Source organism: Pseudomonas sp. BF-RE-21, from assembly GCF_019947305.1.
Lineage (GTDB): Bacteria > Pseudomonadota > Gammaproteobacteria > Pseudomonadales > Pseudomonadaceae > Aquipseudomonas > Aquipseudomonas migulae.
The window spans coordinates 112,152-137,004 of sequence record NZ_JAGYGF010000005.1; the positions used below are offsets into that span (position 1 = coordinate 112,152).

Genomic DNA, 24,853 nt, shown 5'->3' on the forward strand with positions numbered 1-24,853 from the left:
GCCGGGGGCGGCGCGAATCCCTGTAGGAGCCAGGCTTGCCGGCGAAGAGGCCCTTGAGGTTGTGGTGGCCAGTTCCTGCAGTAGGTTTGGTGTCGCTTTACCCGTAAACTCTCTCCCCTTTCGCCGCTGTCAATTTCCTCGCGGCCATCACTCTATTTCCTACGGAGCTCGCCTTGCGTCTGTTTCACACCTCCGACTGGCACCTTGGGCAGAACCTGCACGGCCAGGAACGCGATTTCGAGCACGGCTGTTTCCTCGATTGGTTGCTGCATCAACTGAAACTGGACCAGCCCGATGTGCTGTTGATCGCCGGCGATATCTTCGACACGGTCAATCCACCGGTCAAAGCCCAGGAACGCCTCTACGATTTCATCGTCAGCGCCCACGAACAGCAGCCGAAGCTGACCATCGTGATGATCGCCGGCAATCATGACTCCGGCTCGCGCATCGAATTGCCTGCACCGTTGATGCGCCGTTTGCGCACGCATGCGCTGGGTCGTGTGTTGTGGCTGGATGACGGCCAACTCGACGCCGAGCGCCTGCTGCTGCCACTGCCGGACGCCAAGGGCAAAACCGTTGCTTGGTGCCTGGCGTTGCCATTTTTGCGACCTGCCGAAGTGACCGGCGCGCACCTGGGCGACAACTACCTGCGCGGGATTGGCCAGGTTCACGAGTGGCTGATCGAAGCCGCCAACGCCAAGCGCAAGAAAGGTCAGGCGCTGATTGCCATCAGTCATGCGCACATGGCCGGCGGATCGGTGTCCGAAGATTCCGAGCGCAGCCTGATCATCGGCAACGCCGAAGCGCTGCCCGCCAGTCTCTTCGGCCCGAGCATCAGCTACGTTGCCCTTGGCCACTTGCACAAACCGCAGAAGGTCAACGGTGAAGAGCGCATTCGCTACAGCGGCTCGCCGATTCCATTGTCGTTTTCCGAAATCGGTTATCAGCATCAGATTCTCGACGTCCAACTCGACGGCGAAACCCTGGTCAGCGTCGAACCGAAACTGATTCCCCGCGCCGTCAACCTGCAACGTATCGGCCCTGCACCTCTGGCTGACATCCTGCTGCAACTGGGCGACCTGCCGAACATCGACTTGCTCGCCGACGTTCAACGGCAGCCGTGGCTGGAAGTGCGGGTGCGCCTCGACGAGCCGCAACCCGACTTGCGCCATCAGGTCGAAACCGCCCTGCAAGGCAAAGCCGTGCGCCTGGTGCGCATCGCCGCTGAGTACGCCGGAAACGGCAGCCGTGATGGCCTCGATGACGGTGCGACCCTGGTTGAACTGGACCAGCTCACGCCCCAGGAATTGTTCAGCCGCGCCTGGCAGGACAACTACGGCAGCGAGGTCGATGAGCAAACGCTGAAGGACTTCGCCGAGCTGTTGCAAGACGTGCAAATGGAGAGCGAACAGCCATGAAAATTCTCGCGATCCGCCTGAAAAACCTCGCCTCCCTGGCCGGGCCATTTGAAATCGACTTCACCGCCGAGCCGTTGGCCAGCGCCGGTTTGTTCGCCATCACCGGGCCGACCGGTGCCGGCAAAAGCACCTTGCTCGATGCCTTGTGCCTGGCGCTGTTCGGCGCCGTGCCGCGGTTGAGCAACGCGCAAGTGTCGGCCAAAGCGCCGGACGCCGACGGTGAAATCAGCACCGGCGACCCGCGCACGTTACTGCGTCGCGGTACGGGCGAAGGCTATGCCGAAGTGGATTTCGTCGGCATCGATGGCCGTCGCTACCGCGCGCGCTGGGAAGCCAATCGCGCCCGGGAAAAGGCCGGCGGCAAGCTGCAACACAGCCGTCAGAGCTTGCGCGATATCGATCTGGATCAACTGCTGGCCAGTCAGAAAGTTGAATTCAAGGTCCAGCTCGAAGCAGTCCTGGGCCTGAACTTCGAGCAGTTCACCCGTGCCGTGTTGCTGGCCCAGAGCGAATTCAGTGCGTTCCTCAAGGCCAACGACAACGAACGCAGCGAACTGCTGGAAAAACTCACCGACACCGCGCTCTACACACGTCTCGGCCGTCGCGCCTTCGACAAGGCCAAAGAGGCCCGTGAAGCGCACAAGCTGTTGCAGGACCAGGCCACCGGCGTCACGCCGCTGTCGACCGAAGCCCGCGCAGAACTGGATGAACGCTTCAACGAAGCACAGCAGCAATTGAAGACTCAGCAGGCGCAACTCAAACAGTTGGAGTTGCAACACACCTGGCTGAAAGAGCTGCGCCAATTGCAGGACGAGCAGCTCAGCGCCACCGAGCAACTGACCAGCGCCCGGCAGGACTGGGAAAACCTGGCCAGCGAACGCTTGAAGCTGACTCGACTGGAACAACTGGCACCACAACGGCACCAGTTCGCCCGCAAGACCGAACTGACCGCCCAGCTCACGCCGCTGGCCGCGCAGATCCAGCAGCACACCGGGCAAGAACAGGATCTGCAAACCCGTCAGACGCAACTCGAACACAGTCTCAGCGCAGCGCAAACCGCGCTGATCGAGGCACAAAGCCAACACACCTCAAGCGCGCCACTGCTGCGCCAGGCCTTTGAGGCGCAAAGCACCCTCGCCCGCCTGATCAAGGACACCGGCCTCAGCGCCGACCTCAAGCAGCAAGCGGAACGGGCCTGCTCCGAAGGCCAACAGACGATTCAAGGTTTGCTTGAGCAGCAGAACCGGGTTGCCGAGCGTCTGCAACGGATTGCCGCCGAGCTTGAGCAAAGCACCCATCTAGCGCCACTCAGCGATGCCTGGAACGCCTACCGCGACCGCTTGCAACAGTTGATGCTGATCGGCAATCGATTGAACAAGGGGCAGGCGGAACTGGCCTCTCTGGAGCAGAACGCCACCCATGCCGCCGAGGAATTGGCGGCGCAAAAACAGAATCTGGAAGTGCTCTACAAAGAGGCCGGCGCCGAGCCTGATGCGGTGGCCGAACAGATCCAGCTGCTGGGCACTCTGTTGCAGGACAACCGCAAGCAACTGCGCGCCATTGAAGAGCTGACGCGACTGTGGACTGGCCAGCAGGAACTGGACAAGCGCATCGCCGAATTGCAGCAACGTCAAACCGTTGCCCAGCAGGAGCGCGACCGCCTGACCCAGGACGGGGTGAAAACCAAAAACGAATTGACCGTGGCCGAACAGACCCTGACGGTGACCCGCGAACTGCTGGAACGTCAGCGTCTGGCACGCAGCGCCAGTGTCGAAGAACTGCGCGAGCAATTGCAGGACGATCAGCCGTGCCCCGTCTGCGGCAGCCCGGACCATCCTTATCATCAACCGGAAGCGCTGCTGCAAAGCCTCGGCCGCCATGATGAAAACGAACAGGCCAACGCGCAAAAAGCGGTGGATTCGCTCAAGGAAAAACTCACCGACCTGCGTACCGAAGTCGGCGGCGTGATTGCGCAACAGAAGGAATTGCTGCAACAGCAGGAACAACTGCTCGCTCAGCAGCAAAGCCTGGCCCCGAGCCTCGATGCGCACCCGTTATCCGCGCAGCTTTTCACCCAGGACAGCGCCAAACGCGATGCCTGGTTGAACCAGCAAAACAGCCAGTTGAACCAAAGCATCACGCAGGACGAACAGCGCCAGACCGCCCTGCTCACCCTGCAGCAGGACGCCACGCGCCTGCAACAGCAACTGCGCAACGCCGAATCCGCGAGTCAGCAGGCGACCCAGCACCTGGCCAACCAGCAACGCGAGTTGAGCAATGACCGTCAGCGCCTGGACGAAGAGCTGATCGCCTTCAGCACCCTGCTCCCGGCCGACACACTGGACGCCTTGCGCAACGAACCGGCTGCGACCTTCATGCAGCTCGACCGGCAGATCGCCCAGCGCCTGGAGCAACTCGACCAGCAACGCGATGAACTGAGCGAACAGCTACAACGCCAGCAGACGCTGGAGAAGGAACAGGATCGTCAACTGACCCGCGTCCAGCAGCTGGAAACAGCTCAGCGCCAGTTCACCACGCTCACCGAGCAGCAACAGGCTTGCCAGCAGCAACTGACGCAACTGCTCGGTTCCCACAGCAGCGCCGAACACTGGCAACAGCAACTGGATCAAGCCGTCGAACAGGCGCGCAATGCCCAGGCGACCGTCAGTCAGGAACTGCAATCGGTGCGCACGCACCTGGTGCAACTGGCAGCGGAACTGAAAGCGCAGCAAGACCGCCTGCTCGCCCTTGAAAGCGAAGATCGTGAACTGGGCCTGAAGATTGCCGACTGGCGCGCCTTGCATCCGGAACTGGATGACGGCGGCCTTGAGCAGTTGCTGAGCGTCGACGACCAACAGGTCAGCGAATTGCGTCAACGGTTGCAGCACAACGAAAAAGCCATCGAACAAGCCAAGGTGTTGTTGCAGGAACGCGACAAGCGTCTGGCCAGTCATCAGGCGCAGCACAACGGTTATCTCGATGCCGCGCAACTGGACACCGCCCTGACCGAACTGCAAAACCAGTTTGCCGCCAGCGAGCACCGTTGCGCCGAACTGCGCGCCGAACAGGCCGAGGACCAGCGCCGGCAGAACGCCAATCAGGCCCTGGCGCAACAAATCGCCGACGCTTACAGCGAGTATCAGCGCTGGGCGCGCTTGAATGCCTTGATCGGCTCCGCGACCGGCGACACCTTCCGCAAGATCGCCCAGGCCTACAACCTCGACCTGCTGGTGCATCACGCCAACGTGCAGTTGCGGCAACTAGTGCGGCGCTATCGCCTCAAACGCGGCGGCAGCATGCTGGGCTTGCTGGTGATGGACACCGAGATGGGCGACGAGCTGCGTTCGGTGCATTCGCTGTCGGGTGGCGAGACGTTCCTGGTGTCGCTGGCCCTGGCATTGGGTCTGGCTTCGATGGCGTCGAGCACGCTGAAAATCGAATCGCTGTTCATCGACGAAGGCTTCGGCAGCCTCGACCCCGAATCCCTGCAACTGGCGATGGACGCCCTCGATGGCTTGCAGGCTCAGGGCCGCAAGGTCGCGGTAATTTCCCACGTCCAGGAAATGCACGAACGGATCCCGGTGCAGATCCAGGTCCACCGTCAGGGCAACGGCCTGAGCACCCTGGAGGTGAAATGACCACGCTGTACTCCTTCCGCCGCTGCCCGTACGCCATGCGGGCGCGGATGGCCCTGCGTTACTCGGACGTTGCGGTGAACATCGTCGAGGTCAGCCTGAAGGCCAAGCCTGCCGAGATGCTGGCGCTGTCGAGCAAAGGCACGGTGCCGGTGCTGAGCGTCGACGACCAAGTGATCGATGAGAGTCTGGCGATCATGCACTGGGCATTGGCGCAGAACGATCCGCAGGACTGGTTGCTCAAGGATGATCCTGTGGGGCAAGCGCAGATCGCCGCGTTGATCGAAGAGAACGATCAGGTGTTCAAAGTGCACCTGAATCGTTACAAGTACGCCGAGCGTTATCCCGAGCAGCCAATGGCGTTTTATCGCAGCGAGGGTGAGGTGTTCTTGCGCAGGCTGGAGGCGTTGCTTGAAGGCCGCGATTACTTGCTGGCGGCGCATCCGAGCCTGGCGGATGTGGCGTTGATGCCGTTCGTTCGGCAGTTCGCCCATGTCGATCGCGAGTGGTTCGGGCAGACGCCTTACGTGCGGTTGCAGGCGTGGTTGCAGCGATTCCTGGAATCGGACCTGTTCACATCAATCATGAAGAAATAGCTGCCCCCCCTGTAGGAGCGAGGCTTGCCCGCGAAGGGGTCATCAAGACCGCCAAAAGCTTCGCGGGCAAGCCTCGCTCCTACAAGGGTTGTTGGCGTATCAGGATTCAGGCGAACACTTCGCACATCTGCAGCACCGAGCAATCGACCTGGAACGGCCCGAAGAAATCGCCTTGGCGTTTGATCGGTGGATTACCGGCCAGCAGGCCCATGGCCTTTTCAGTTTCGATGCTGCGAGCGAGGTTGTGATTGGCTTCGATAGCGCGAGCCACGGAACCTGCCGAGGCTTGTCCGATGCCCAACAGTGATGAGCCATTGGTCATGAACGCCAGGAAGGCGATGACCCAGAGTTTGCCCCCTTTCATGCCCCTGTCACTCCCGCCACGTCTGCGTGATCGATCACGGCGTTTTGTGCGCGGTGCTCGAACTGAATGGCGGGATAAGCGACCTGAATCGGTGCGTCGATTTCGTGTTGCGATTGCGCGGTAATGCTGACAACCAACACCAGCGCCACGTAAAGACCGATGGCCAGGTAGGCGCCGTGTTTGGCAGAAGTGAGGATTGCGCTGGCCATGGTGTTCTCCGTGGGCATGTTTCAGTGCCCACAGAATCGATCAAAAAAGCTGTGATAACCACTCAGGGTTATCCATAGTCACCATCAGCTTCGTTGATCATTAAGCCAGTCTATTTCAGCCTTCGATAAAACTCATCATGCGCTCTCGGGCAGCGTCAGGCTCGCCTGGAACGGGCGTTGCGGCAGATAAAATGGGGGTTGAATAGAGGAATAGAAGTACCACGGCCAGACGCATCGCCATGCTGTCGATCCTTTTTATAGTAGAAGGAGTCAATAAATCAGCGTCAAATTTAAACTCATGGCCATGTGATATCAAGCGCAGCATTAATAGCAATATGATGCTGTCGTAAACGCGTTATGCAGGAGCGACATCACTCAGGCTTTCTCGAAGCTTTTCAGCTTGATCCGCGCAAGTGACTTCGCTCCTGCATAAAGGGTGCAGGGCTTGGCTTTCAGGCTTGGGTTTTGTGATCCAGGGCTGCGTAGAAGTTGGCGCTCTGTTGCAGGTATTTCTGGGTGTAGCTCTGGGCGTGGGATTTTTTGTCGCTGATTTCAACGTTGGCGCTGGCTGGCAGCGCAACGGTGGCAGAGATGGCGGATGCGGCGATGACAGAGAAGAGATTGAAGTTCATGGCGGTATTCCTCGGATTCAGTTGGCTTGCTTGCCCGGTGGGGCCGTGAAGCAAACTTAACTGCCGAGGCTGACGCCTTGAAATCTTTTGTAGCAGTAGCAGATATCAGCGTCATTAATAGAAGGATGCAGGCCCCATCAACCGGGGCCTGCGGCCTATTGACGCACCAGGAACTTCAGATCGCTCGGGGCATCCATCGGCAGTTTCTGCACGGTTTTACCCAGCAGACCGCTCTTGGCATCGCGTTCGAGGACGACAATCTGGTTGCTCTTCTGATTGGCGATCAGCACGAACCGGCCACTCGGATCGAGGCTGAACTCGCGCGGGTGATCCCCTTCCACCGAACGGCGTTGCAGCTCTTTGAGGTGGCCGGTCGCAGGGGCAATGGCAAACACCAGCAACTGATTGGCGGTGCCACGGTTGCTGACGTAGAGGAATTTGCCATCCTTTGATGCATGCAACGCTGCGGCGGCTTTGTCCGACGTCGGTTGCCCGGCCGCCAGATCGACCATTTGCGTTTGCTCAAGCGTGCCGTCGCGGTAATCGAACACCGCGACCTGCGCGCTCATTTCCAGGGTCAACCACGCGTGTTTGCCATCGGCACTGAACAGCAAATGCCGTGGTCCGCTGCCGGGCGGCAACTGGACCGACGCGGGTGTAGCCGCGATCAACGGCAAGTCCGGGTTGGCCTTCGGATCGAAGCGATAGACAAAGATCTTGTCCGCGCCCAAATCATTGGAGAACACAAACTTGCCATCCGGCGAGGACACCGTCGAATGCACATGCGCCGACATCTGCCGCTCGGGGTTGACCCGGCTGGATGGATGACTGCTCATTTGCACTACGGTTTTGAGCATGCCATCGGCGCCCACCGGCAACACCGCCAGCGTGCCGCCCGGGTCTTCAGCCACTGAATAATTGCTGACGAACAGGTGGCTGGCATCGCCACTGAGGCTCGAATGGGTCGGCTCGTTGCCCAGGCTCTGGACCTGATTGATCAGGCGCAGCGCATGGGTTTTGGCGTCGATCGCATAACTGCTGACGCGCCCGACAGGGTCTTTCTGTCCCGGGCCGTTTTCGTTGACCACGAACAGATGACGTTGATCATTGGACAGGGTCAACCAGGACGGGTTTTCGCTGTTGACCACTTGCAACGGCTTGGCGTCGAGCTGCCCGGTGGCGCTGTCGAAATTCAGGCGATAAATGCCCTGGCTTTGCCCTGCGGTGTAGGAACCCACGAGCAATTGATAGTCGTCGGCGGATGCGGCCTGAACACCCATTGCGCCGATGCTGCCGGCGATCAACAGCGGCCAGAGATTACGCATCCTCTTGTTCGTCGTCTTCGTTGTCGCCGCTGATGACGTCGCCGAGGCAGACCAGGCGGTGTTCGCCGTCGTTGTCCTTGATCAGCCAGCTCTGCAATGTGGTATCGAAGGTCGCCGCCTCGATTTGCGCTGGGGTGAACTCCCAATGTTTGGCCGCTCGACCATCCATGCATTCGATGTGCAGATTGTCGTCGACATCAAGGGCGAATTCGAAGGCATGCAAGCCGTCGATTTCCACCATTCCGCAGTGTTCGAGGGCGTTGAGCAAGGTGTCGGTTGGGGCAGTCATGGCAGTCAATCTTTGAAGGGGAAAGACGCAATGATAGCGCAATGTGGGAGCGGCTCAGAGCCGACCACAAAACTCCCACGCCACACAGAACAAATGTGGGAGCGGGCTTGCTCGCGATAGCGGCGGCACATTCAACATCAATGTGCCTGACAGTCCGCAATCGCGAGCAGGCTCGCTCCCACAGGGATTTATGTTCAGCCGTTAGAGGGCATCACGCGAAGGCTGTCCATCCACCAGCCGCTGAATACGCAGCGGGTTGCCGTTCTTCAACGCATCCGGCAGCAGCTTGTCGGGGTAGTTCTGGAAGCACACCGGCCGCAGGAAGCGGTCAATCGCCAGCGTGCCCACCGAGGTGCCACGCGCATCGGACGTCGCCGGGTACGGCCCGCCATGGACCATCGAATCGCAGACCTCCACACCGGTCGGATAGCCGTTGAGCAGGATTCGTCCGACCTTCTGTTCCAGCAACGCCGTCAACTCGCCGAACTGCTCGAAGTCTGCCGGTTCGCCAATGATCGTTGCCGTCAGTTGTCCGTGCAGGCCATTTAAAGCAGCGCTGAGTTGCGCTTGATCCGCCACCTCGACAAACACCGTGGTCGGGCCGAAGACCTCTTCCTGCAGCACTTCATCGCCGTCGAGCAACAGACTGACATCGGCCTTGAACAGCTGCGGCTGCGCCTGATTGCCTTGCTGCGGATTACCCGCCAGGTGCGTCACGCCCGGATGCGCGAGGAGTTTTTGCAGGCCTTGGCCATAACTGCTCAACGTCCCGGCATTGAGCATGGTTTGCGCAGGCTGATCGTTGATCAACCCCGCCACCTGCTGCACAAACGCACTGAACTGCGCCGAGCGAATGCCGATCACCAGACCGGGGTTGGTGCAGAACTGGCCACAGCCTTGCACCACCGAAGCGGTCAGGTCACGGGCCACGCTTTCAGCACGAACGGCCAGGGCCTGGGGCAAGACGATCACCGGGTTGATGCTCGACATCTCGGCAAACACCGGGATCGGTTGCGCACGCGCAGCGGCCATGTCGCACAACGCCCGCCCGCCCTTGAGCGAACCGGTGAAACCGACTGCCTGAATCGCCGGGTGCTTGACCAGCGCTTCGCCGACCCCGCCGCCGTAGATCATGTTGAACACACCGACCGGCATGCCGGTTTTTTCCGCAGCGCGCAGGATTGCATCAGCGACCTGCTCGGCCGTGGCCATGTGACCGCTGTGCGCCTTGAACACCACCGGGCAACCGGCGGCCAGGGCGGAAGCGGTGTCGCCGCCGGCGGTGGAAAACGCCAACGGGAAATTGCTGGCGCCAAACACCGCAACCGGACCGAGGCCGATGCGGTACTGACGCAGGTCGGGACGCGGTAACGGCTTGCGCTCCGGCAGCGCCAGATCAATCCGTGCGCCATAAAAATCACCGCGCCGCAGCACTTTGGCGAACAGGCGCATCTGGCCGCTGGTGCGACCGCGCTCGCCTTGAATGCGGGCGGCAGGCAGCGCGGTTTCGCGGCAGACCACGGCGACAAATTCATCGCCCAACGCGTCCAGCTCATCGGCAATGGCATCGAGAAACTGCGCGCGGCGCTCGGCACTCAGGCTGCGATAAGCAGGGTACGCGGCAGCGGCAGCCTTGGCGGCGGCATCGACTTCTTCCGGCGTGGCCTGATAGAAATCGTGAGGTAACGCCTCGCCGGTGCTGGCGTCGACGCTCTGGAGTTTGACGCTGCCGCAGGCACTGCGCTGGCCGCCAATATAGTTGTGACCAAGAATCATGGGTTACTCCTTAAAGAATGCCGATGGTGCCGGGCTCGAAGGCCGCTTCAACCGGTGCAATGCCGTTGATCAACGGCGCACCGAACTCGGCCTGACTGATCTCGAACACATCCCCCGGCCGGGTGCGAATGCCGTCGGCAAAGGACAGGGTCGCGGTGCCGAAGAAGTGAATGTGCACGTCCCCCGGACGCAGGAACTGGCTGTATTTGAAATGGTGGTATTCGAGGTTTTCCAGGCTGTGGCACATGTTGGCCTCGCCGGTGAGAAACTCGTTCTGCCACAGCACTTCGCCGTCGCGCAAAATGCGGCTCGTGCCCGCCAGATGCTCCGGCAACTCACCGACCCGAAGCTCCGGCCCGTAACTGCAACTGCGCAGTTTGGAATGCGCCAGATAGAGGTAGTTCTTGCGCTCCATGACGTGATCGGAAAACTCGTTGCCCACCGCATAACCGAGGCGATACGGCTTGCCGTCGTGGCCGATGACGTAAAGACCGCTGAGCTCGGGTTCTTCTCCGGCGTCTTCGGCAAACGGCGGCAGCGGGAACGGTTTACCCGGACGCACGACGATGCTGCCGTCACCTTTGTAGAACCATTCCGGTTGCACACCGGCCTGCCCCGCTGCCGGTTTGCCGCCCTCCACGCCCCACTTGAAGATGCGCAGGGTGTCGGTCATCGTTGCTTCGTCGCCGGCCTGCTGATGCATCTTGTCCCGCGCCGAGGCGCTGCCCAGATGGGTCAGGCCGGTGCCGCTGACGAGCATGTGTGCCGGGTCCGGATGGTCCAGCGGCGGCAGGATGCGCAGTTTCGCCAGCAGTTCTGCATAGTCGTGGCTGATGCCCAGGCCCAGGGCGTTCACCTGCTGCTCAAGACTGACGCCCGCCTCGATCGCCGCCAACGCCAGATCGCGCACCGTGCGCGCGTCCTGCACCTCGCGGACCAGACCGTCCTCGACCACGCCAACCCGGCGCTCGCCGTTAAACAATTCAAATTGAACCAAACGCATGAATTTTCTCCTGTAAGCAATTCTCAAAAACACTGCAGAACCCTGTAGGAGCCGGCTTGCTGGCGATAGCGATCGGCCTGTCGACAATGATGTTGAATGTGCCGACGCCATCGCCGGCAAGCCGGCTCCTACAGGTCAGCGTGCGCTGGCTGCAAACTGGTCCGCCGGCAGCACATGCTTGCGCTCCAGCAACCGATACACCACGCCGGTCAAAATCAGCCCGAACACCATCACACCCGAGAGGAAATACAGCCCCGAAGCCAGGTTGCCGGTGTATTCCTTCAGCGCCCCGATCACGAACGGACCGATGTAGCCGCCGAGGTTGCCCACCGAGTTGATCAGCGCGATCCCCGCCGCCGCACTGGCGCCAGCGAAGAACCGGCCCGGCAAGGTCCAGAACACCGCGGTGCAGGAAAACAGGGCGAACGCCACCAGGCACAGCGCCGCCAGTTGCAGCACCGGCACCGTCAGCCAGGCACTGAGAAACAGGCCGATAGCCCCCAACACATACAGCACCGCCAGATGGCCGTAGCGATCATTCAAACGGTCGGAACTGCGCGGGATGATCAACAGACCGATGATCCCGAAAATGTACGGCACCGACGACACGAAACCCGTCACCAGATCAGTGCCACCGAACTGCTTGATCAGCGTCGGCAACCATAGGCCCAGGCCATAAATGCTCAGGGTGACCGGCAGATAAAACAGCGCCAGCAGCAACACGCGTTTGTCCTTGAGGGCATGCAACGGATTACCGTGGCGGGTCTGGCCGTACTCCTCAAGGTCCTTTTTCAGTTCGCCAGCCAGCCAGTCTTTCTCGGGCTGATCCATCCATTTCACCTGTTGCGGACCGTCAGGCAGCCAACGCAGCACCGGCCAGGTCAACAGGATCGCCGGGGAGCCGATGACGATGAACAGCCACTGCCAGCCATGCAATCCGAGGATGCCGTCCATGCCGAGCAGGCCGCCGGACACCGGGCCGGTGATCAGCATGGCGATCGGTTGGGAGAGGATGAACAGCCCGAGGATCTTGCCGCGATGGCGAACCGGGAACCACTGCGTGATGTAGTACAGAACGCCCGGGAAGAACCCGGCTTCGGCGGCGCCGAGCAAAAAGCGCATCACGTAGAAGCTGTGCGCCCCTTGAACGAAGGCCATGCCGATGGTGATGGCGCCCCAGGTGACCATGATCCGCGCAAACCAGCGCCGCGCGCCGAAGCGTTCGAGCATCAGGTTGCTGGGGATTTCCAGCAGGAAGTAACCAATGAAAAACAGCCCGGCACCGAGGCCGTAAGCCGCATCGCCGATACCGATGTCGGCGCCCATGTGCAGCTTGGCGAAGCCCACGGCGGAGCGATCCACATAGGCGATCAGGTACAGCAGGATCAGGAAGGGAATCAGTTTCAGCGTGATGCGACGAATAAGCCGCAGTTCCTGGCTCATGAGATCGGTCTCCGATTGTTGTTGTTATAGAACCTCGGGGGACGCCTCTCGCCAAAAGCTGCCAGGGCCTTCCCTCCGTTGGAGTGGACTATATAGTAATACTATTTACGCAACAACACTTCCAAACAGATCGAATTGCGCTTATGTTACGCCTCAGCCAGAACAATATAGTCATACAATAAGAGAATCGATCATGTCTGATAAGAAACCCACCCTGCGCTCCGCCCAATGGTTTGGCACTGCCGACAAGAACGGCTTCATGTACCGCAGCTGGATGAAGAATCAGGGCATCGCCGACCACCAGTTCCACGGCAAACCGATCATCGGCATCTGCAACACCTGGTCGGAACTGACCCCGTGCAACGCGCATTTCCGCCAGATCGCCGACCACGTCAAACGCGGCGTGATCGAGGCCGGCGGTTTCCCGGTGGAATTTCCGGTGTTCTCCAACGGCGAATCGAACCTGCGCCCGACCGCCATGTTTACCCGTAACCTGACGAGCATGGACGTCGAAGAAGCGATTCGCGGCAACCCGATTGACGGCGTGGTGCTGCTGACCGGTTGCGACAAAACCACCCCGGCGCTGTTGATGGGCGCGGCCAGTTGCGACGTGCCCGCCATCGTCGTCACCGGCGGGCCGATGCTCAACGGCAAGCACAAGGGCCAGGACATCGGCTCGGGCACCGTGGTCTGGCAGCTCAGCGAACAAGTGAAAGCGGGCACCATCTCCATCGATGATTTCCTCGCGGCCGAGGGCGGCATGTCCCGTTCCGCCGGCACTTGCAACACCATGGGCACCGCATCGACCATGGCGTGCATGGCCGAAGCACTCGGCACTTCCCTGCCCCACAACGCCGCGATTCCGGCGGTGGATGCGCGCCGTTATGTGTTGGCGCACATGTCCGGCATGCGTGCGGTGGAGATGGTCCGCGAAGATTTGAAACTGTCGAAAATCCTTACCAAGGAAGCCTTCGAAAACGCCATTCGGGTCAACGCCGCCATCGGTGGTTCGACCAACGCCGTGATCCACTTGAAAGCCATCGCCGGCCGCATCGGCGTGGAACTGGAGCTGGATGACTGGACCCGCATCGGTCGCGGCATGCCGACCATCGTCGACCTGCAACCCTCCGGGCGCTTCCTGATGGAAGAGTTCTACTACGCCGGTGGCTTGCCTGCGGTGTTGCGTCGCCTCGGCGAAGCCAACCTGATTCCCAATCCAAATGCCTTGACCGTCAACGGCAAGACCCTCGGCGAGAACACCAAGGACGCGCCGATCTACGGCCAGGACGAAGTGATCCGCACTCTCGACAACCCGATCCGCGCTGACGGCGGCATCTGCGTATTGCGCGGTAACCTGGCGCCACTCGGCGCGGTGCTCAAACCGTCCGCCGCCACGGCTGAGCTGATGCAGCATCGTGGGCGTGCGGTGGTGTTCGAGAACTTTGACATGTACAAGGCGCGGATCAACGATCCGGAACTGGACGTGGATGCCAACTCGATTCTGGTGATGAAAAACTGCGGGCCGAAGGGTTATCCGGGCATGGCTGAAGTCGGCAACATGGGCTTGCCGGCCAAACTGCTGGCCCAGGGCGTGACGGACATGGTGCGTATTTCCGATGCGCGCATGAGCGGCACCGCGTACGGCACAGTGGTGTTGCACGTAGCACCGGAAGCGGCGGCCGGCGGGCCTTTGGCAGCAGTGAAGGAAGGTGACTGGATCGAACTCGATTGCGCCAACGGGCGTCTGCACCTGGACATTCCGGACGCCGAACTGGCGGCGCGCATGGCCGATCTGCAACCGCCGCAGCAGATGATCCTGGGTGGATATCGCCAGCTATACATCGACCATGTGTTGCAAGCGGATCAGGGCTGCGACTTCGACTTCCTGGTCGGTTGCCGAGGCGCCGAAGTCCCCCGCCACTCCCACTAACCCCATCTATCCCCTGTGGGAGCGAGCCTGCTCGCGATAGCGATTGAACATTCAACATTAAAGTTGGCTGTCAGTCCGTCATCGCGAGCAGGCTCGCTCCCACATTTGTTCATGCCTGCCTCAAGATTGCGCCGCGCCTGTTATGATGCGCAGCACCTCCCCCGCACAGGATCGCGCCGTTCCCCATGGATTACCGCAAACCCTCCGACCGCAAAAGCATGCACTCGCGCATTGTCCAGGAACTGGGCATGCAGATCGTTTCGGGACGCTTCAAACCGGACGACAAACTGCCCGCCGAAGCCCTGTTGTGCGAGGAGTACGCGGTCAGCCGTCCGGTGCTGCGCGAAGCCACTCGCGTGTTGGTCGCCAAAGGCCTGGTGTATTCCCGTCCGCGTGTCGGCACGGTGGTCAAGCAGCGCAAGGAATGGCACATGCTTGACCCGGACGTGCTGCACTGGCTGATGCAAAGCAGCCCGCAGAATCAGTTCTTCGATCTGCTGACCAGCGTGCGCAGCATCATCGAACCGGCAGCGGCGGCCCTCGCCGCGCAATTCGCCACCGACGAAGACATTGCCTCTATCGGTGAAGCCTACCAACGCATGGAAGCCGCGCCGACGCCTGAAGCCCTGTTGCAACCGGACCTGGATTTCCACAGCCGCATCGCCGACGCCACCCACAACGATCTGTTGGCGAACCTGTGCAACATGCTGTCGGTGGCGATTGCCGAGGCGTTGAAGCATTCCAACCAGCGGCCGAACCTGCATGAATTGGCGTTGCCACGGCACAAGGCGATTCTCACCGCCATCGAAAACCGCGATGCGCTGGGTGCACGGCATGCAACGCTGGTGCAACTGGACGATGCACGCAGTGCGCTGAATGTGGTGCTCGGCGCCGATCCCTCATAAAAACGATCCCTTTGTAGGAGCCAGCTTGCTGGCGATGGTGTGTCAGCCACAACGATGTCTACTGGCACACCATCGCCAGCAAGCTGGCTCCTACAGGGGTTACGTTGATCTTCTGAGATAACAAAGCCGCAACCCTGGTTGCGGCTTTTTCGTTTCTGGCCTGAACGCAGGCCTTAACCTATCGCTTCGCCCAATGTGCGGTACCCGGCTACCGCACATCCCTTTCGATTCGGTTTTACGTTGAGGAACCACACATGCAAAGGATTGCATCATGCCCACACCTGCATCACCACCCGCCGCCGCAAGCGACACCGACATCATCGCGCGGGCGGTTCACACCCGATTTAATACCCGGCCGACCTTACGCTCGCAAACCGCCCGCCTGCTCAAAGACGGCATTCTGGAAAAATACCCGCAACTGGCGTTCGACCCTGAGCGAACCAAAATTGCCCAACCGATCCCGGATGGCGCCTGGCGGTTGACGCTGCTTCTGGACGTGGTGCTCGACTACCTGGCCAGTGGCGCATTCCCCGATTTCAGCGAGCAATACGGTCGCAGCTGTTTTTTGACAAACCGTGCCCCCGCTCAACTTACCGCCGACAACACGACATCGCGACTGCCCGACCTGCAAGTGATTGCGCAGGTCATCCGTGAATTACCCGACATTTTCTACATCGGCGCTCAGGAATCATTGGCCGCCTGCTGGAACGTACAGGACGACAGCGGCGTCAGTCGCTGGCAATGGCTGGGGAACCTGCTCGCCGGCGTGTTGAAAACATCCGCGACGCGCCTCGCAGCAAGTGATGCCGAGCAGGCCGGGATTCTATTGGAGCTGGCCCGCCAACCTGACAACCGCGAACGCCTTCAGCGTCCTTGGGCCAAAGGTGCAATTGAAGCCTGCACGCTTCAAGTCACGCTGAGCAGAGGCGACATGTCGTTCACACTGCAGGCGCCGGATATCCTGGTGATTTGCGGCGAGACTCATTTGTTGTGCAGCGTGACCGGCAACATCGAATCGTTCCCGTCCCTGCAAGCCTTCGGTGCCGCGTGGGGCGCGCGGTTTCAGCAAGACTTCACGGCGGACTCCATCACCTGGAAACGTTTTGCTCCGGACGGCAACATCTTTGATACCCAGGCAGCTCTGCTGCTGAACCGGCAACTGGAAGATTTGGGGTCGCTCAAACTGCCCGCACGCCAAAGCCTGGCTGACCTTGAAAAGCGTTTTGACGCAATCACCGATGTCGCCGCACTGTTTATCGGCAGCGACAACCACCCGACGCACCTTCACGCCCTACAGACAACGATTCCCGAGTGGTTGCAGGGCGCCAGCGCCACTGATCGCATGGCGTGGCGTAAACACACGTTGTCGATGGCCAGTGTCAAACAGCAGACACAGGGACGCTCGTTGCCCGACGACGTCGTTGACCTTCGCACGTTCGCCAGAAATGCGCTGCATGAGCAAATGCTCAAAGACCAGCCCTTGGCACCCGGCTACAAGTCCGATGAACTGGAACTGACCTTTCACGTGCCTGTCGGCGATTTGGGCAGCGGCTACCTCGAACCCGTCAAAATGTCCCTGACCGACCTGGCGATCAACAACCTGGCCGGCAAACCCAAGGGCCGGATGACCCTTCGCCACACCGAAAACCAGCTGATTCAAGACTGGACCACCGAGGCCTATTTGCTGGATCTGGTGAGCCGCGTTGATGTCGGAAAACATTACCCCGAGTACATCGAGGCGCAGTTGCTTGGCAACAGTCCCGAGGCCAATGAGCGACTGCGACTCTTCGGCCTGGAACTGAGCCTGAATTTACCGCTGCGTGCCCTTGAGCATTCGATCAAAGGTGAGCATGGCTTCACCTTCCTGGGCTATCGATATGTCGATGCAGTGTTCCAGCCGTTGGCCGCCGAGCGCATTGTCGAGGAACAGTCCGTCGTCATCAGGCCATTGGCGTTTCAACGCAAGGCCGGGGCCACGAGTGATGTGGTCAGCAACATGTTCATCATTGAGCCGAAAGACCTGAAGTCGGACGGCCCGCATATTCTTTACCGACCGCTGTATTCAGAACCTCTGCACCAATACTCCAGCCGTCAGGACTTGCTGAGTGCCATTGCGCAAACCGGCCCGTTGCAAACCAGCGTGCTGACCTGGCTGCCGGATCGCGCACGGCCGATCTACGACAACAACGGCTTCACCGAACCGCACATTGTCCACTTCCATGCAGGGGACGAATTCACACTGCCTGAAAAGCCCCAACCGGCGATTCTGGCCGGCAACGAAGCGGTTGGCGGCTGGCTCACCGCGCTGGAAGAAGGTCGATTGCTGGCCAGTCTGTTCGTCAGCAATGCACGCACACTGATCGATCTGGCGGATCGGCAATCGGTGTCGAATGCCGAGAGCCGCTGGGCGATCATCCTTGAGGGTGGCTGGCTGGTGTTCAACAACCTGATTCTGCCGTTGTTGCGCGGCCCCGCCATGGTGGTGGGCTGGATGCTGCAAATCGCCCACAGCCTGATCAACGATCTGCCAGCGCTGGACAGTGATGACCCGAAGGCGCGGAATCAGGCATGGATCGATGTGCTGTTGAACATTGGCCTGTTGGTTCTGCATGTCGCTCGAGAGGAAGGATCCCCGGCACTTTCCGACAGCGCAGCGACGCCAGTTCCGGATGCCCTCGCCTCCTTGCGCCGTCCTGCGCAGACATTTTCATGGCCCGCCGAATCGACTATTACCCAGGACACTCCGGGCCTGCCCTCCGAGCCGCCGGGCAGTGGCAAGACCCTGCTCGACTTCAACCAGTCGAGCGCGCGCGATTCGGCAGCGGCCCGACTGTTCAACACGTTACGGGAGGTTCAGGTGCCATGGCCGACACCTCTGCCAGAGCCCGTTACCACCGGCGTCTTCAAAGGTTTGTACCGGATCGGCAATCTTTGGCACGCCACCGTCGCCGGCCTGCTGTTTCGCGTGAGTATCGTGCCCGGGTTCGGTGAGGCGTATCTGATACATCCGGAGCACCCGGATCATCCCGGCATCAAGCTCAAGACCAATGGAGCGGGCCGCTGGACTCTGGATCAAGGGTTGAAACTGGTTGGCGGCGGGCGCAATGCACGGATCAACGCCCAGCGAGAAATCACGCAACAACGCATCAGTCTGCTGGAACTCAATCGTCAGGAATTCGTGGATCAGCAAGTGCGGGTGCAGAAGCGCGTCGACATTGCCGAAAACCTGATGCAGCTGAAAAAGAACGACGCCGCCAGTACAGAGCTCGATCGCGCCACGTACAGGCAACGGTTCGTTGATGAGCTGGACAAACAGACCGAAAGCTACGCCACGCTGCTGGCCGAGAAAAGGGAATTGGCCGAGTTGACCAAATCCGATCCCGATCCTGTGCAGTTGTGCAACCTGTCGGAAAACATCATCAACAACGCCCGCAAACGGATCGTCATTGCTGACTGGGAGCGCGAGGCTGTCAATCAAACGTATGCGGACTTGAGAAATGGCGTCGGGCATTTGCATGACGCGTTGATCCGCGAAGGCGACGCGGTACTGGATCGCTACTTTGAGTTCATGCGCAAAACCTCCGACATCAACGAATCCATGATCAAGCTTCTGGACCAGGTAGACAGCCGACTGCAGGAACTCAAGCAGATCCCTCGCCAGGGCATCGAGTACTGGAAACGACTGACCGGCAACAGGCCCGAAGATGAAATGACGGCACTGCGCGTCAAGTGCTATCAGCTGAGTATCTTGCGCCTGCTCAGCCTCAAGGCCCTCGGAAGCAGCACCATGGGTGTGCTCGAACACACCCTCAGCCCATTACTGCTGCTGTCTCGCTCGCATGCCGAACTGCAAACGGAACACACCTACACCAACAGCGACCGGATCTCCGTTCTGGAGAACCTGGTCGATCAGTACAACAAGGCACAGGACGGCCTTGAGGCGATAGGCATTTTCAGCACAGATGAACTGCAGGCACACCCCTTCAATCGCCTGCGCGAGCTCATTCACCAACTGCGTATCGATGCCGAACGACGTCTTGCGGAAGCGCTTCAACTGTTGCCGCAACCGGAGGAGCCTTCAACATCAGCTTCCGGCCCCAAGCCGCCGGTGAAGCGTCCCTATTCATGGTCCAGTCGCAAGCGGGTGATCAAAACCGCTAAAGGCACATTGATCGGCGATCTTCGACAACGGGTCGCTCACCAGGAAGGAGACATTGTCGACATCAACCATCCGTTCGAAGAAAGGCCACTGGCTTCGTTCCACGAGCACGAGCCCAATGTCTGGGTAGAAATCGTCGATGCCAGACCCGCAGCTACCAAGGCAACGCACCCCTATCAGCAGCTCAAGGGCGATGCCCGCAAGGCGTTGGCCGATGTCGATAAAAACGTGCAGAAGATCGAGGGTTACGCGCAGCGCGCCAGTTCTCCCAAGGAAATCGAAGAGCAGTTGCAACGGGAAGCACAAAAACTGATCGGGTACGCCGATGGACTGGAACAGCACGAAAGTCCTCCGGCCAACCGCGAAACAGACGTTTCGCTGATCAGCGGACTCCGCGACAAAGCGCTTATCCTCGACAACAAGGCCACTGAACTTCGCACCCGCATGACCCTCGCCCGGCCGCCCAGTAGCGAGGGGGTGGAGTATCTGCTGCGGCACAAAGAAATTTTTGCGCGAATCAACGGCAACCGGGTTCAGCTGAAAACCGGGCGGCGTGACTTCATGCAAGAGTACGCTTTGTTGAATAAAGACAATCAACCCTGGTGGTACGGGCATTTTCACTACGCCAACGCGGATGATGCCAAGGCTGACTACACCCAGGCGCACTTGAAAACCAGGGAGCAACGCTTCGAAACCTATGAATCGGCCATGGCCAAGGCCAAGGACCCGAAGCAGAAAATCGAAATTCATCACGGAATCATCAGCAAGGAACTGGCGAACAGCGATTTTCTACCGTTGCAACCTCGCTGAGTTTTCCAATCACCCATAAAAAAGCCGCAACCCAAGGTTGCGGCTTTTTGGTTTTGCCTGAGGTTTAGTGAGCGAACAACGAGTTGCCCTTCTGCCCCGCCAGCTTCTCCGGTTTGATCAGGAAACGAGCCAGCGCCGGCAGCAGCCACAACGCGCCGAACATGTTCCAGAGCAGCATGAAGGTCAGCATCAGGCCCATGTCGGCCTGGAACTTGATGGCTGAGAAGATCCAGGTGCACACGCCGATCGCCAGGCACAGGCCGGTGAACAATACGGCTTTACCGGTGGACTTCAGCGTTTGGTAGTACGCCTCTTGCAACGGCAGGCCGGCACGCAGGAAACTTTCCAGGCGGCTGTAGATGTAGATGCCGTAGTCCACACCAATCCCCACGCCCAACGCCACTACCGGCAAGGTCGCAACTTTGACGCCGATGCCCATGAAAGCCATCAGGGCGTTGCCGAGTACCGACGTCAGCACCAGTGGCAACACGATGCACAAGGTCGCCGCCCAGGAACGGAAGGTGATCATGCACATGGTTGCGACGCAGATGTAGACGAGGATCAGGATGGTCAGCTCGGATTCCTTGATCACTTCGTTGGTGGCCGCCTCGATGCCGGCGTTACCTGCCGCAAGGATGAATTCCAGGCCTTCCTTGTTGTTTTCCTTGGCGAAGTCCTGCACCGCATGAACTGCGCGATCCAGGGTGGCAGCCTTGTGATCGTTGAGGAACACCAGCACTGGCGCCAGGGAGCAACTGTTGTTGTACAGGCCGTCAGCGCGGGCGATGGAGTTGTTCAACACGTCCGGGTTGCGCGACAGGGTTTCCCATTTCAGGTTGCCCTCGTTCATACCCTTGATCATCTGCTTGGATACGGTCACCAGCGAGATCGCCGACTGCACGCCCTCAGTGTTCTGCATCTTCCACATCAGCTCGTCGATGGGTGCCATCGCTTCATAGCGCGAGCAACCTTCGGACTTGGTCTTGACCATCACCACCAACACGTCGGAACTGGTGGAGTAGTTGCTGATGATGAAGTTGTTGTCCTTGTTGTAGCGCGAATCCGGACGCAGCTCTGGAGCACCTTGATCGAGGTCGCCGATTTTCAGGTTCTGGCTGTACCAGAGGCCGCCACCGAAGGCCAACAGGGCCAACACGATCGACACAGGGGCAACTTTCGGGCTGGCGAAGTTGGACAGCAGGCGCCAGAACGGGTGTTCGCGGTGCGCGTCTTTCTTGCTGCGCTCGACGGCGCGCTTGCTGATGCCGACGTAGGAAATTGCCACCGGCAACAGGATCAGGTTGGTGAACACGATCACCGCCACACCGATGGATGCACCGATGGCCAGCTCGCGAATCACGCCGATGTCGATGATCAGCAATGTGATGAAGCCCACCGCATCCGCAAGGATCGCGATCATCCCCGGCAGGAACAATTGGCGGAAGGTGCGCCGCGCCGCAGTCAACGCGTTGTCGGCCTCACTGGACTGCAAGGCGATACCGTTGATCTTTTGCACGCCGTGGGAAATGCCGATGGCGAAGATCAGGAACGGCACCAGCATCGAGTACGGATCCAGCCCGAAGCCGAAGAAGTGCATCAGGCCGAGCTGCCAGATCACCGCCACCAGCGTCGTGCTCAACACCGCCACGGTGCTGCGCATGCAGTTGGTGAACCAGTACAACAGAATCAGGGTGATGACGAAGGCGACACCGAAGAACATCACCACCATCACCAGGCCATCGATCAGGTCGCCGACTTTCTTGGCGAAACCGACGATGTGGATCTGTACGTTGGGGTTCTGTTTCTCGTACTTGTCGCGGATCTTTTCTTCCAGCTCGTGGGAGAACTTGCGGTAGTCCAGGGCCAGCAACTTGCCTTGATCCTGCGGATCCGGGTAGGACTCCAGCAGCGGGATATCGACGATGCTCGACTTGAAGTCGTTGGACACCAGACGCCCGACCTGACCGGACTTAAGCACGTTGTTGCGCAACAAATCGAGGCTTTGCTGGGAGCCGTTGTAGCTCTGCGGGATCACTTCACCGCCGGCGAAGCCCTCCTCCGTCACCTCGGTCCAGCGTACGCTCGGACTCCACAACGACTTGAGGCCGGAACGGTCGACGCCGGAGATGTAGAACACCTCGTCGTTGATCTGACGCAGGGTCTCCATGTACTCCTTGGAGAAGATGTCGCCGTCGGTGGCTTCAACCGAAATGCGAACCGTGTTGCCCAGGTTCGCCAGGTCGTTGCGGTGCTCCATCATCTTTTGAATGAACGGATGCTCGAGCGGGATCATCTTTTCGAAACTGGTGGACGGCCGAATCAGCGTCGCTTGCCAGAACAGGAAAATACTCACCAACAGACAGATCACGATCACTGCCGGGCGGTTGTTGAAAATCAGGCGTTCAAGAAACGTCGCCTTGTCTTGGTGATGGCTGCTCAAGGATGTCATAGACCCGCCTTCTTATTATTTGCCCGGCTCATTTGGACGACCCGTTTTTTCCATTCTCTGCACCGGCGCCGGTTGGCGAGGTGACGCGAACGCCGCCCTGTCCTGCCAGAACCAGATTGCCGTCGCCCGCCGCAGTGACCGCCGAAACGGAAATGCGATCCGGACGGTTGAACACGCTGAAGGTTTCGCCGTTGTCGTTGCTGCGGATCACCGAGCCGCCGTTGCCGACGATCACGATGGAACCGTCGTCGAGCAAGGTCGCACCGGACAGTCCGAACTCCAGCGCACCACGGGTGGCTTTCAACTCGACCGGCTCCCAGGTGGTGCCGAAATCGGTGGAGCGGAACAGGTTGCCCCGCAGCCCGTAGGCCAGCAGCGTGTTGGCCTCGGCGGTGCCGATCACGCCGAACAACGAGCCTTCATAGGGGCCTTCGAGTTTTTCCCAGGTCTGCCCCCAGTCGGAGGAACGGAACATGCTGCCCTGCTCACCGACGATGAACAGCCCGGCATCCTTGATCGCTGCAATGGCGTTGAGGTGGTACTGGTCTTCGTTGTCCAGGCGGTCGCTGGCGTCTTCCCAGGTCTTGCCGCCGTCGGTGGTGGCCACCAGCGCGCCGTAAGCGCCCACGGCGAAGCCGTTGCTGGCGTCCTGGAACCAGACGTCGAGCAGGGGCGATTCGCGTTTCAGGTCTTCATATTGTTTGGTCCAGGTGACGCCGCCGTCCTCGCTGGCGAGGATCTGCGCGTCATGCCCGACGGCCCAGCCGTGTTTGTCGTCGACAAAATAGACCGAGGTCAGCAGTGCCCGGGTCGGCACCTTGGCCTGGGTCCAGGTCGCGCCCTGGTCATCGGAATACAGGATGTGCCCGCGATCCCCGACGGCCACCAGGCGCTTGCCGGCGTGCACGACGTCGAGCATCAGGCTTTTGCTGGCTTTGGCGGATTCAACGGAATAGACAACGTCGGTGGCTGGCGCCGCATTGGCCAGCGCAGGTGCCGACAACACGGCACAGCCCAACAGCGAGAGCGCTGTAGCCAGCAATGCGAATTTGCGCAGTGCCGGCGGGCGGCAGATACCCACACCCATGACAGGCTCACTCATAGACCTTCCCCCATTATTATTGTTAGGTCGTTCAACCTTTCAGGGCGCCGTAAGGGGTGCTCATCGGGATTGGATGGTTAGGAGCATAGTCCTGAAACCCGCAATCCAGAGCCCCTTCGGAAGCTGGCTTATCCTATCGGGGTTTGGAAAGGTCTGACAATCGACGCCACGTTATCTTTTGTTAACCTGGGGGGATGGGGGTTTTTCTGAATGTTGGGGTATCAGGTGGGGTGATTCGGGGTTTGTGGTTTGTGGTTGGTGTTTTGTGTACATATCCATTTTTGCGGTAACGGCTTCTATTGGTTCCGCTCTTACAGCGGGTCACTTGGAGAAGCGCCAAGTAACCAAGCGCTCTTGCCCCTTTCGTTCGGTGCCTCGCCCAGGCTCGGCATGCCCTCGCTCCGGTCCTGCTCCGTGGGCCCGCCGCCATCGGCCATCCATGGCCGGGGGCGGCTAACCCGGCATCCATGCCGGGTTGCCCACTGCGCAGAACCTGCGCTCGGCCTCTCGAGGGGGCGCTCAGATCAAAAGCGGAAGGCGAGCTAACGCTCGGCCTGATGAGTGGTGAAAAGCAAAAGCGTATGGGGTTCCCTGTAGGAGCCGGCTTGCCGGCGAAAAACGTCTGGGCGACGCGTTCATTCAGACAGCCCGCGTTATCGTTGACGTCCATCGCCAGCAAGCTGGCTCCTACAAGGGAAATGCATATGCGTTTGGATAAATACGATCAACTGTAGGAGCCGGCTTGCTGCGGGCGGCGTTCCGACGATGGCGGTGGGTCAGTCGAGAAATAAGTTGGCGGACCCACCGC

At 60.0% G+C, this 24,853-nt stretch carries 17 protein-coding genes; 6 read left to right on the top strand and 11 right to left on the bottom strand.

Translation table 11 applies throughout. The annotated features are described in order from the left end of the window. Positions 1-173: 173 nt before the first annotated feature. Genes KGB25_RS05930 through KGB25_RS05940 form a run of 3 tightly spaced genes read left to right on the top strand, consistent with a single transcriptional unit; the run spans position 174 to position 5,649 of the window. Positions 174-1,418, top strand: coding sequence for an exonuclease SbcCD subunit D C-terminal domain-containing protein (locus KGB25_RS05930; RefSeq protein ID WP_223434586.1), 1,245 nt, complete (start codon positions 174-176; stop codon positions 1,416-1,418). Further along, positions 1,415-5,056, top strand: coding sequence for an AAA family ATPase (locus KGB25_RS05935; protein ID WP_223434587.1), 3,642 nt, complete (start codon positions 1,415-1,417; stop codon positions 5,054-5,056). Before KGB25_RS05930 ends, KGB25_RS05935 begins: the two co-directional genes overlap by 4 nt. Further along, positions 5,053-5,649 carry a glutathione S-transferase gene (locus KGB25_RS05940; RefSeq protein WP_223434588.1) on the top strand — a complete coding sequence of 199 codons (597 nt, stop codon included), beginning with the start codon at positions 5,053-5,055 and terminating at the stop codon, positions 5,647-5,649. Before KGB25_RS05935 ends, KGB25_RS05940 begins: the two co-directional genes overlap by 4 nt. A 106-nt stretch (positions 5,650-5,755) precedes the next feature. Here KGB25_RS05940 and KGB25_RS05945 read toward each other — a convergent pair whose 3' ends face one another. From KGB25_RS05945 to KGB25_RS05980, 9 genes are all read right to left on the bottom strand, one after another. Next, positions 5,756-6,013, bottom strand: a complete 258-nt coding sequence (locus tag KGB25_RS05945; RefSeq protein ID WP_008030107.1) for a hypothetical protein — start codon at positions 6,011-6,013, stop codon at positions 5,756-5,758. After that, the gene (locus KGB25_RS05950; protein WP_008030105.1) at positions 6,010-6,222 is read right to left on the bottom strand and encodes a hypothetical protein; all 213 of its coding nucleotides are present in this window, start codon (positions 6,220-6,222) and stop codon (positions 6,010-6,012) included. Before KGB25_RS05950 ends, KGB25_RS05945 begins: the two co-directional genes overlap by 4 nt. A 115-nt stretch (positions 6,223-6,337) precedes the next feature. Continuing rightward, positions 6,338-6,463: a hypothetical protein gene (locus KGB25_RS30380; protein WP_008030104.1), complete on the bottom strand. Its 126-nt coding sequence runs from the start codon at positions 6,461-6,463 to the stop codon at positions 6,338-6,340. Between the two features lie 211 nt (positions 6,464-6,674). Further along, a complete protein-coding gene (locus tag KGB25_RS05955) occupies positions 6,675-6,854 on the bottom strand; it encodes a hypothetical protein (protein WP_008030101.1) in 180 nt (59 codons plus the stop codon). A 155-nt stretch (positions 6,855-7,009) separates the two neighbouring features. After that, positions 7,010-8,179, bottom strand: coding sequence for a lactonase family protein (locus KGB25_RS05960; RefSeq protein ID WP_223434589.1), 1,170 nt, complete (start codon positions 8,177-8,179; stop codon positions 7,010-7,012). Next, a complete protein-coding gene (locus tag KGB25_RS05965; protein ID WP_223434590.1) occupies positions 8,172-8,468 on the bottom strand; it encodes a DUF5629 family protein in 297 nt (98 codons plus the stop codon). Before KGB25_RS05965 ends, KGB25_RS05960 begins: the two co-directional genes overlap by 8 nt. 201 nt (positions 8,469-8,669) lie before the next feature. Then, complete coding sequence (locus KGB25_RS05970; RefSeq protein WP_223434591.1) at positions 8,670-10,244, bottom strand: aldehyde dehydrogenase (NADP(+)); 1,575 nt, start codon at positions 10,242-10,244, stop codon at positions 8,670-8,672. A gap of 10 nt (positions 10,245-10,254) precedes the next feature. Then, positions 10,255-11,247, bottom strand: coding sequence for an AraD1 family protein (araD1, locus tag KGB25_RS05975; RefSeq protein ID WP_008030092.1), 993 nt, complete (start codon positions 11,245-11,247; stop codon positions 10,255-10,257). Between the two features lie 135 nt (positions 11,248-11,382). Further along, positions 11,383-12,690 (bottom strand): MFS transporter, encoded by a 1,308-nt coding sequence (locus tag KGB25_RS05980; RefSeq protein WP_223434592.1) that lies wholly within the window; start codon positions 12,688-12,690, stop codon positions 11,383-11,385. 193 nt (positions 12,691-12,883) lie between these two features. On the opposite strand from KGB25_RS05980, the gene KGB25_RS05985 reads away from it, so the two are divergent. The 3 genes from KGB25_RS05985 (at position 12,884) to KGB25_RS05995 (ending at position 20,494) form a co-directional block, all read left to right on the top strand. Then, complete coding sequence (locus KGB25_RS05985) at positions 12,884-14,620, top strand: IlvD/Edd family dehydratase (RefSeq protein ID WP_008030087.1); 1,737 nt, start codon at positions 12,884-12,886, stop codon at positions 14,618-14,620. A 185-nt stretch (positions 14,621-14,805) separates the two neighbouring features. Continuing rightward, positions 14,806-15,525, top strand: a complete 720-nt coding sequence (locus KGB25_RS05990) for a FadR/GntR family transcriptional regulator (protein WP_008030085.1) — start codon at positions 14,806-14,808, stop codon at positions 15,523-15,525. A 271-nt stretch (positions 15,526-15,796) separates the two neighbouring features. Beyond that, positions 15,797-20,494 (top strand): dermonecrotic toxin domain-containing protein, encoded by a 4,698-nt coding sequence (locus KGB25_RS05995; RefSeq protein WP_223434593.1) that lies wholly within the window; start codon positions 15,797-15,799, stop codon positions 20,492-20,494. A 64-nt stretch (positions 20,495-20,558) separates the two neighbouring features. Here the strand turns inward: KGB25_RS05995 and KGB25_RS06000 are convergent, their stop codons facing one another. Both KGB25_RS06000 and KGB25_RS06005 read right to left on the bottom strand, forming a co-directional pair. Continuing rightward, the gene (locus tag KGB25_RS06000) at positions 20,559-22,943 is read right to left on the bottom strand and encodes an efflux RND transporter permease subunit (RefSeq protein WP_008042857.1); all 2,385 of its coding nucleotides are present in this window, start codon (positions 22,941-22,943) and stop codon (positions 20,559-20,561) included. Between the two features lie 28 nt (positions 22,944-22,971). Continuing rightward, a complete protein-coding gene (locus tag KGB25_RS06005) occupies positions 22,972-24,045 on the bottom strand; it encodes a WD40/YVTN/BNR-like repeat-containing protein (RefSeq protein ID WP_008030080.1) in 1,074 nt (357 codons plus the stop codon). Between the last annotated feature and the right edge of the window lie 808 nt (positions 24,046-24,853).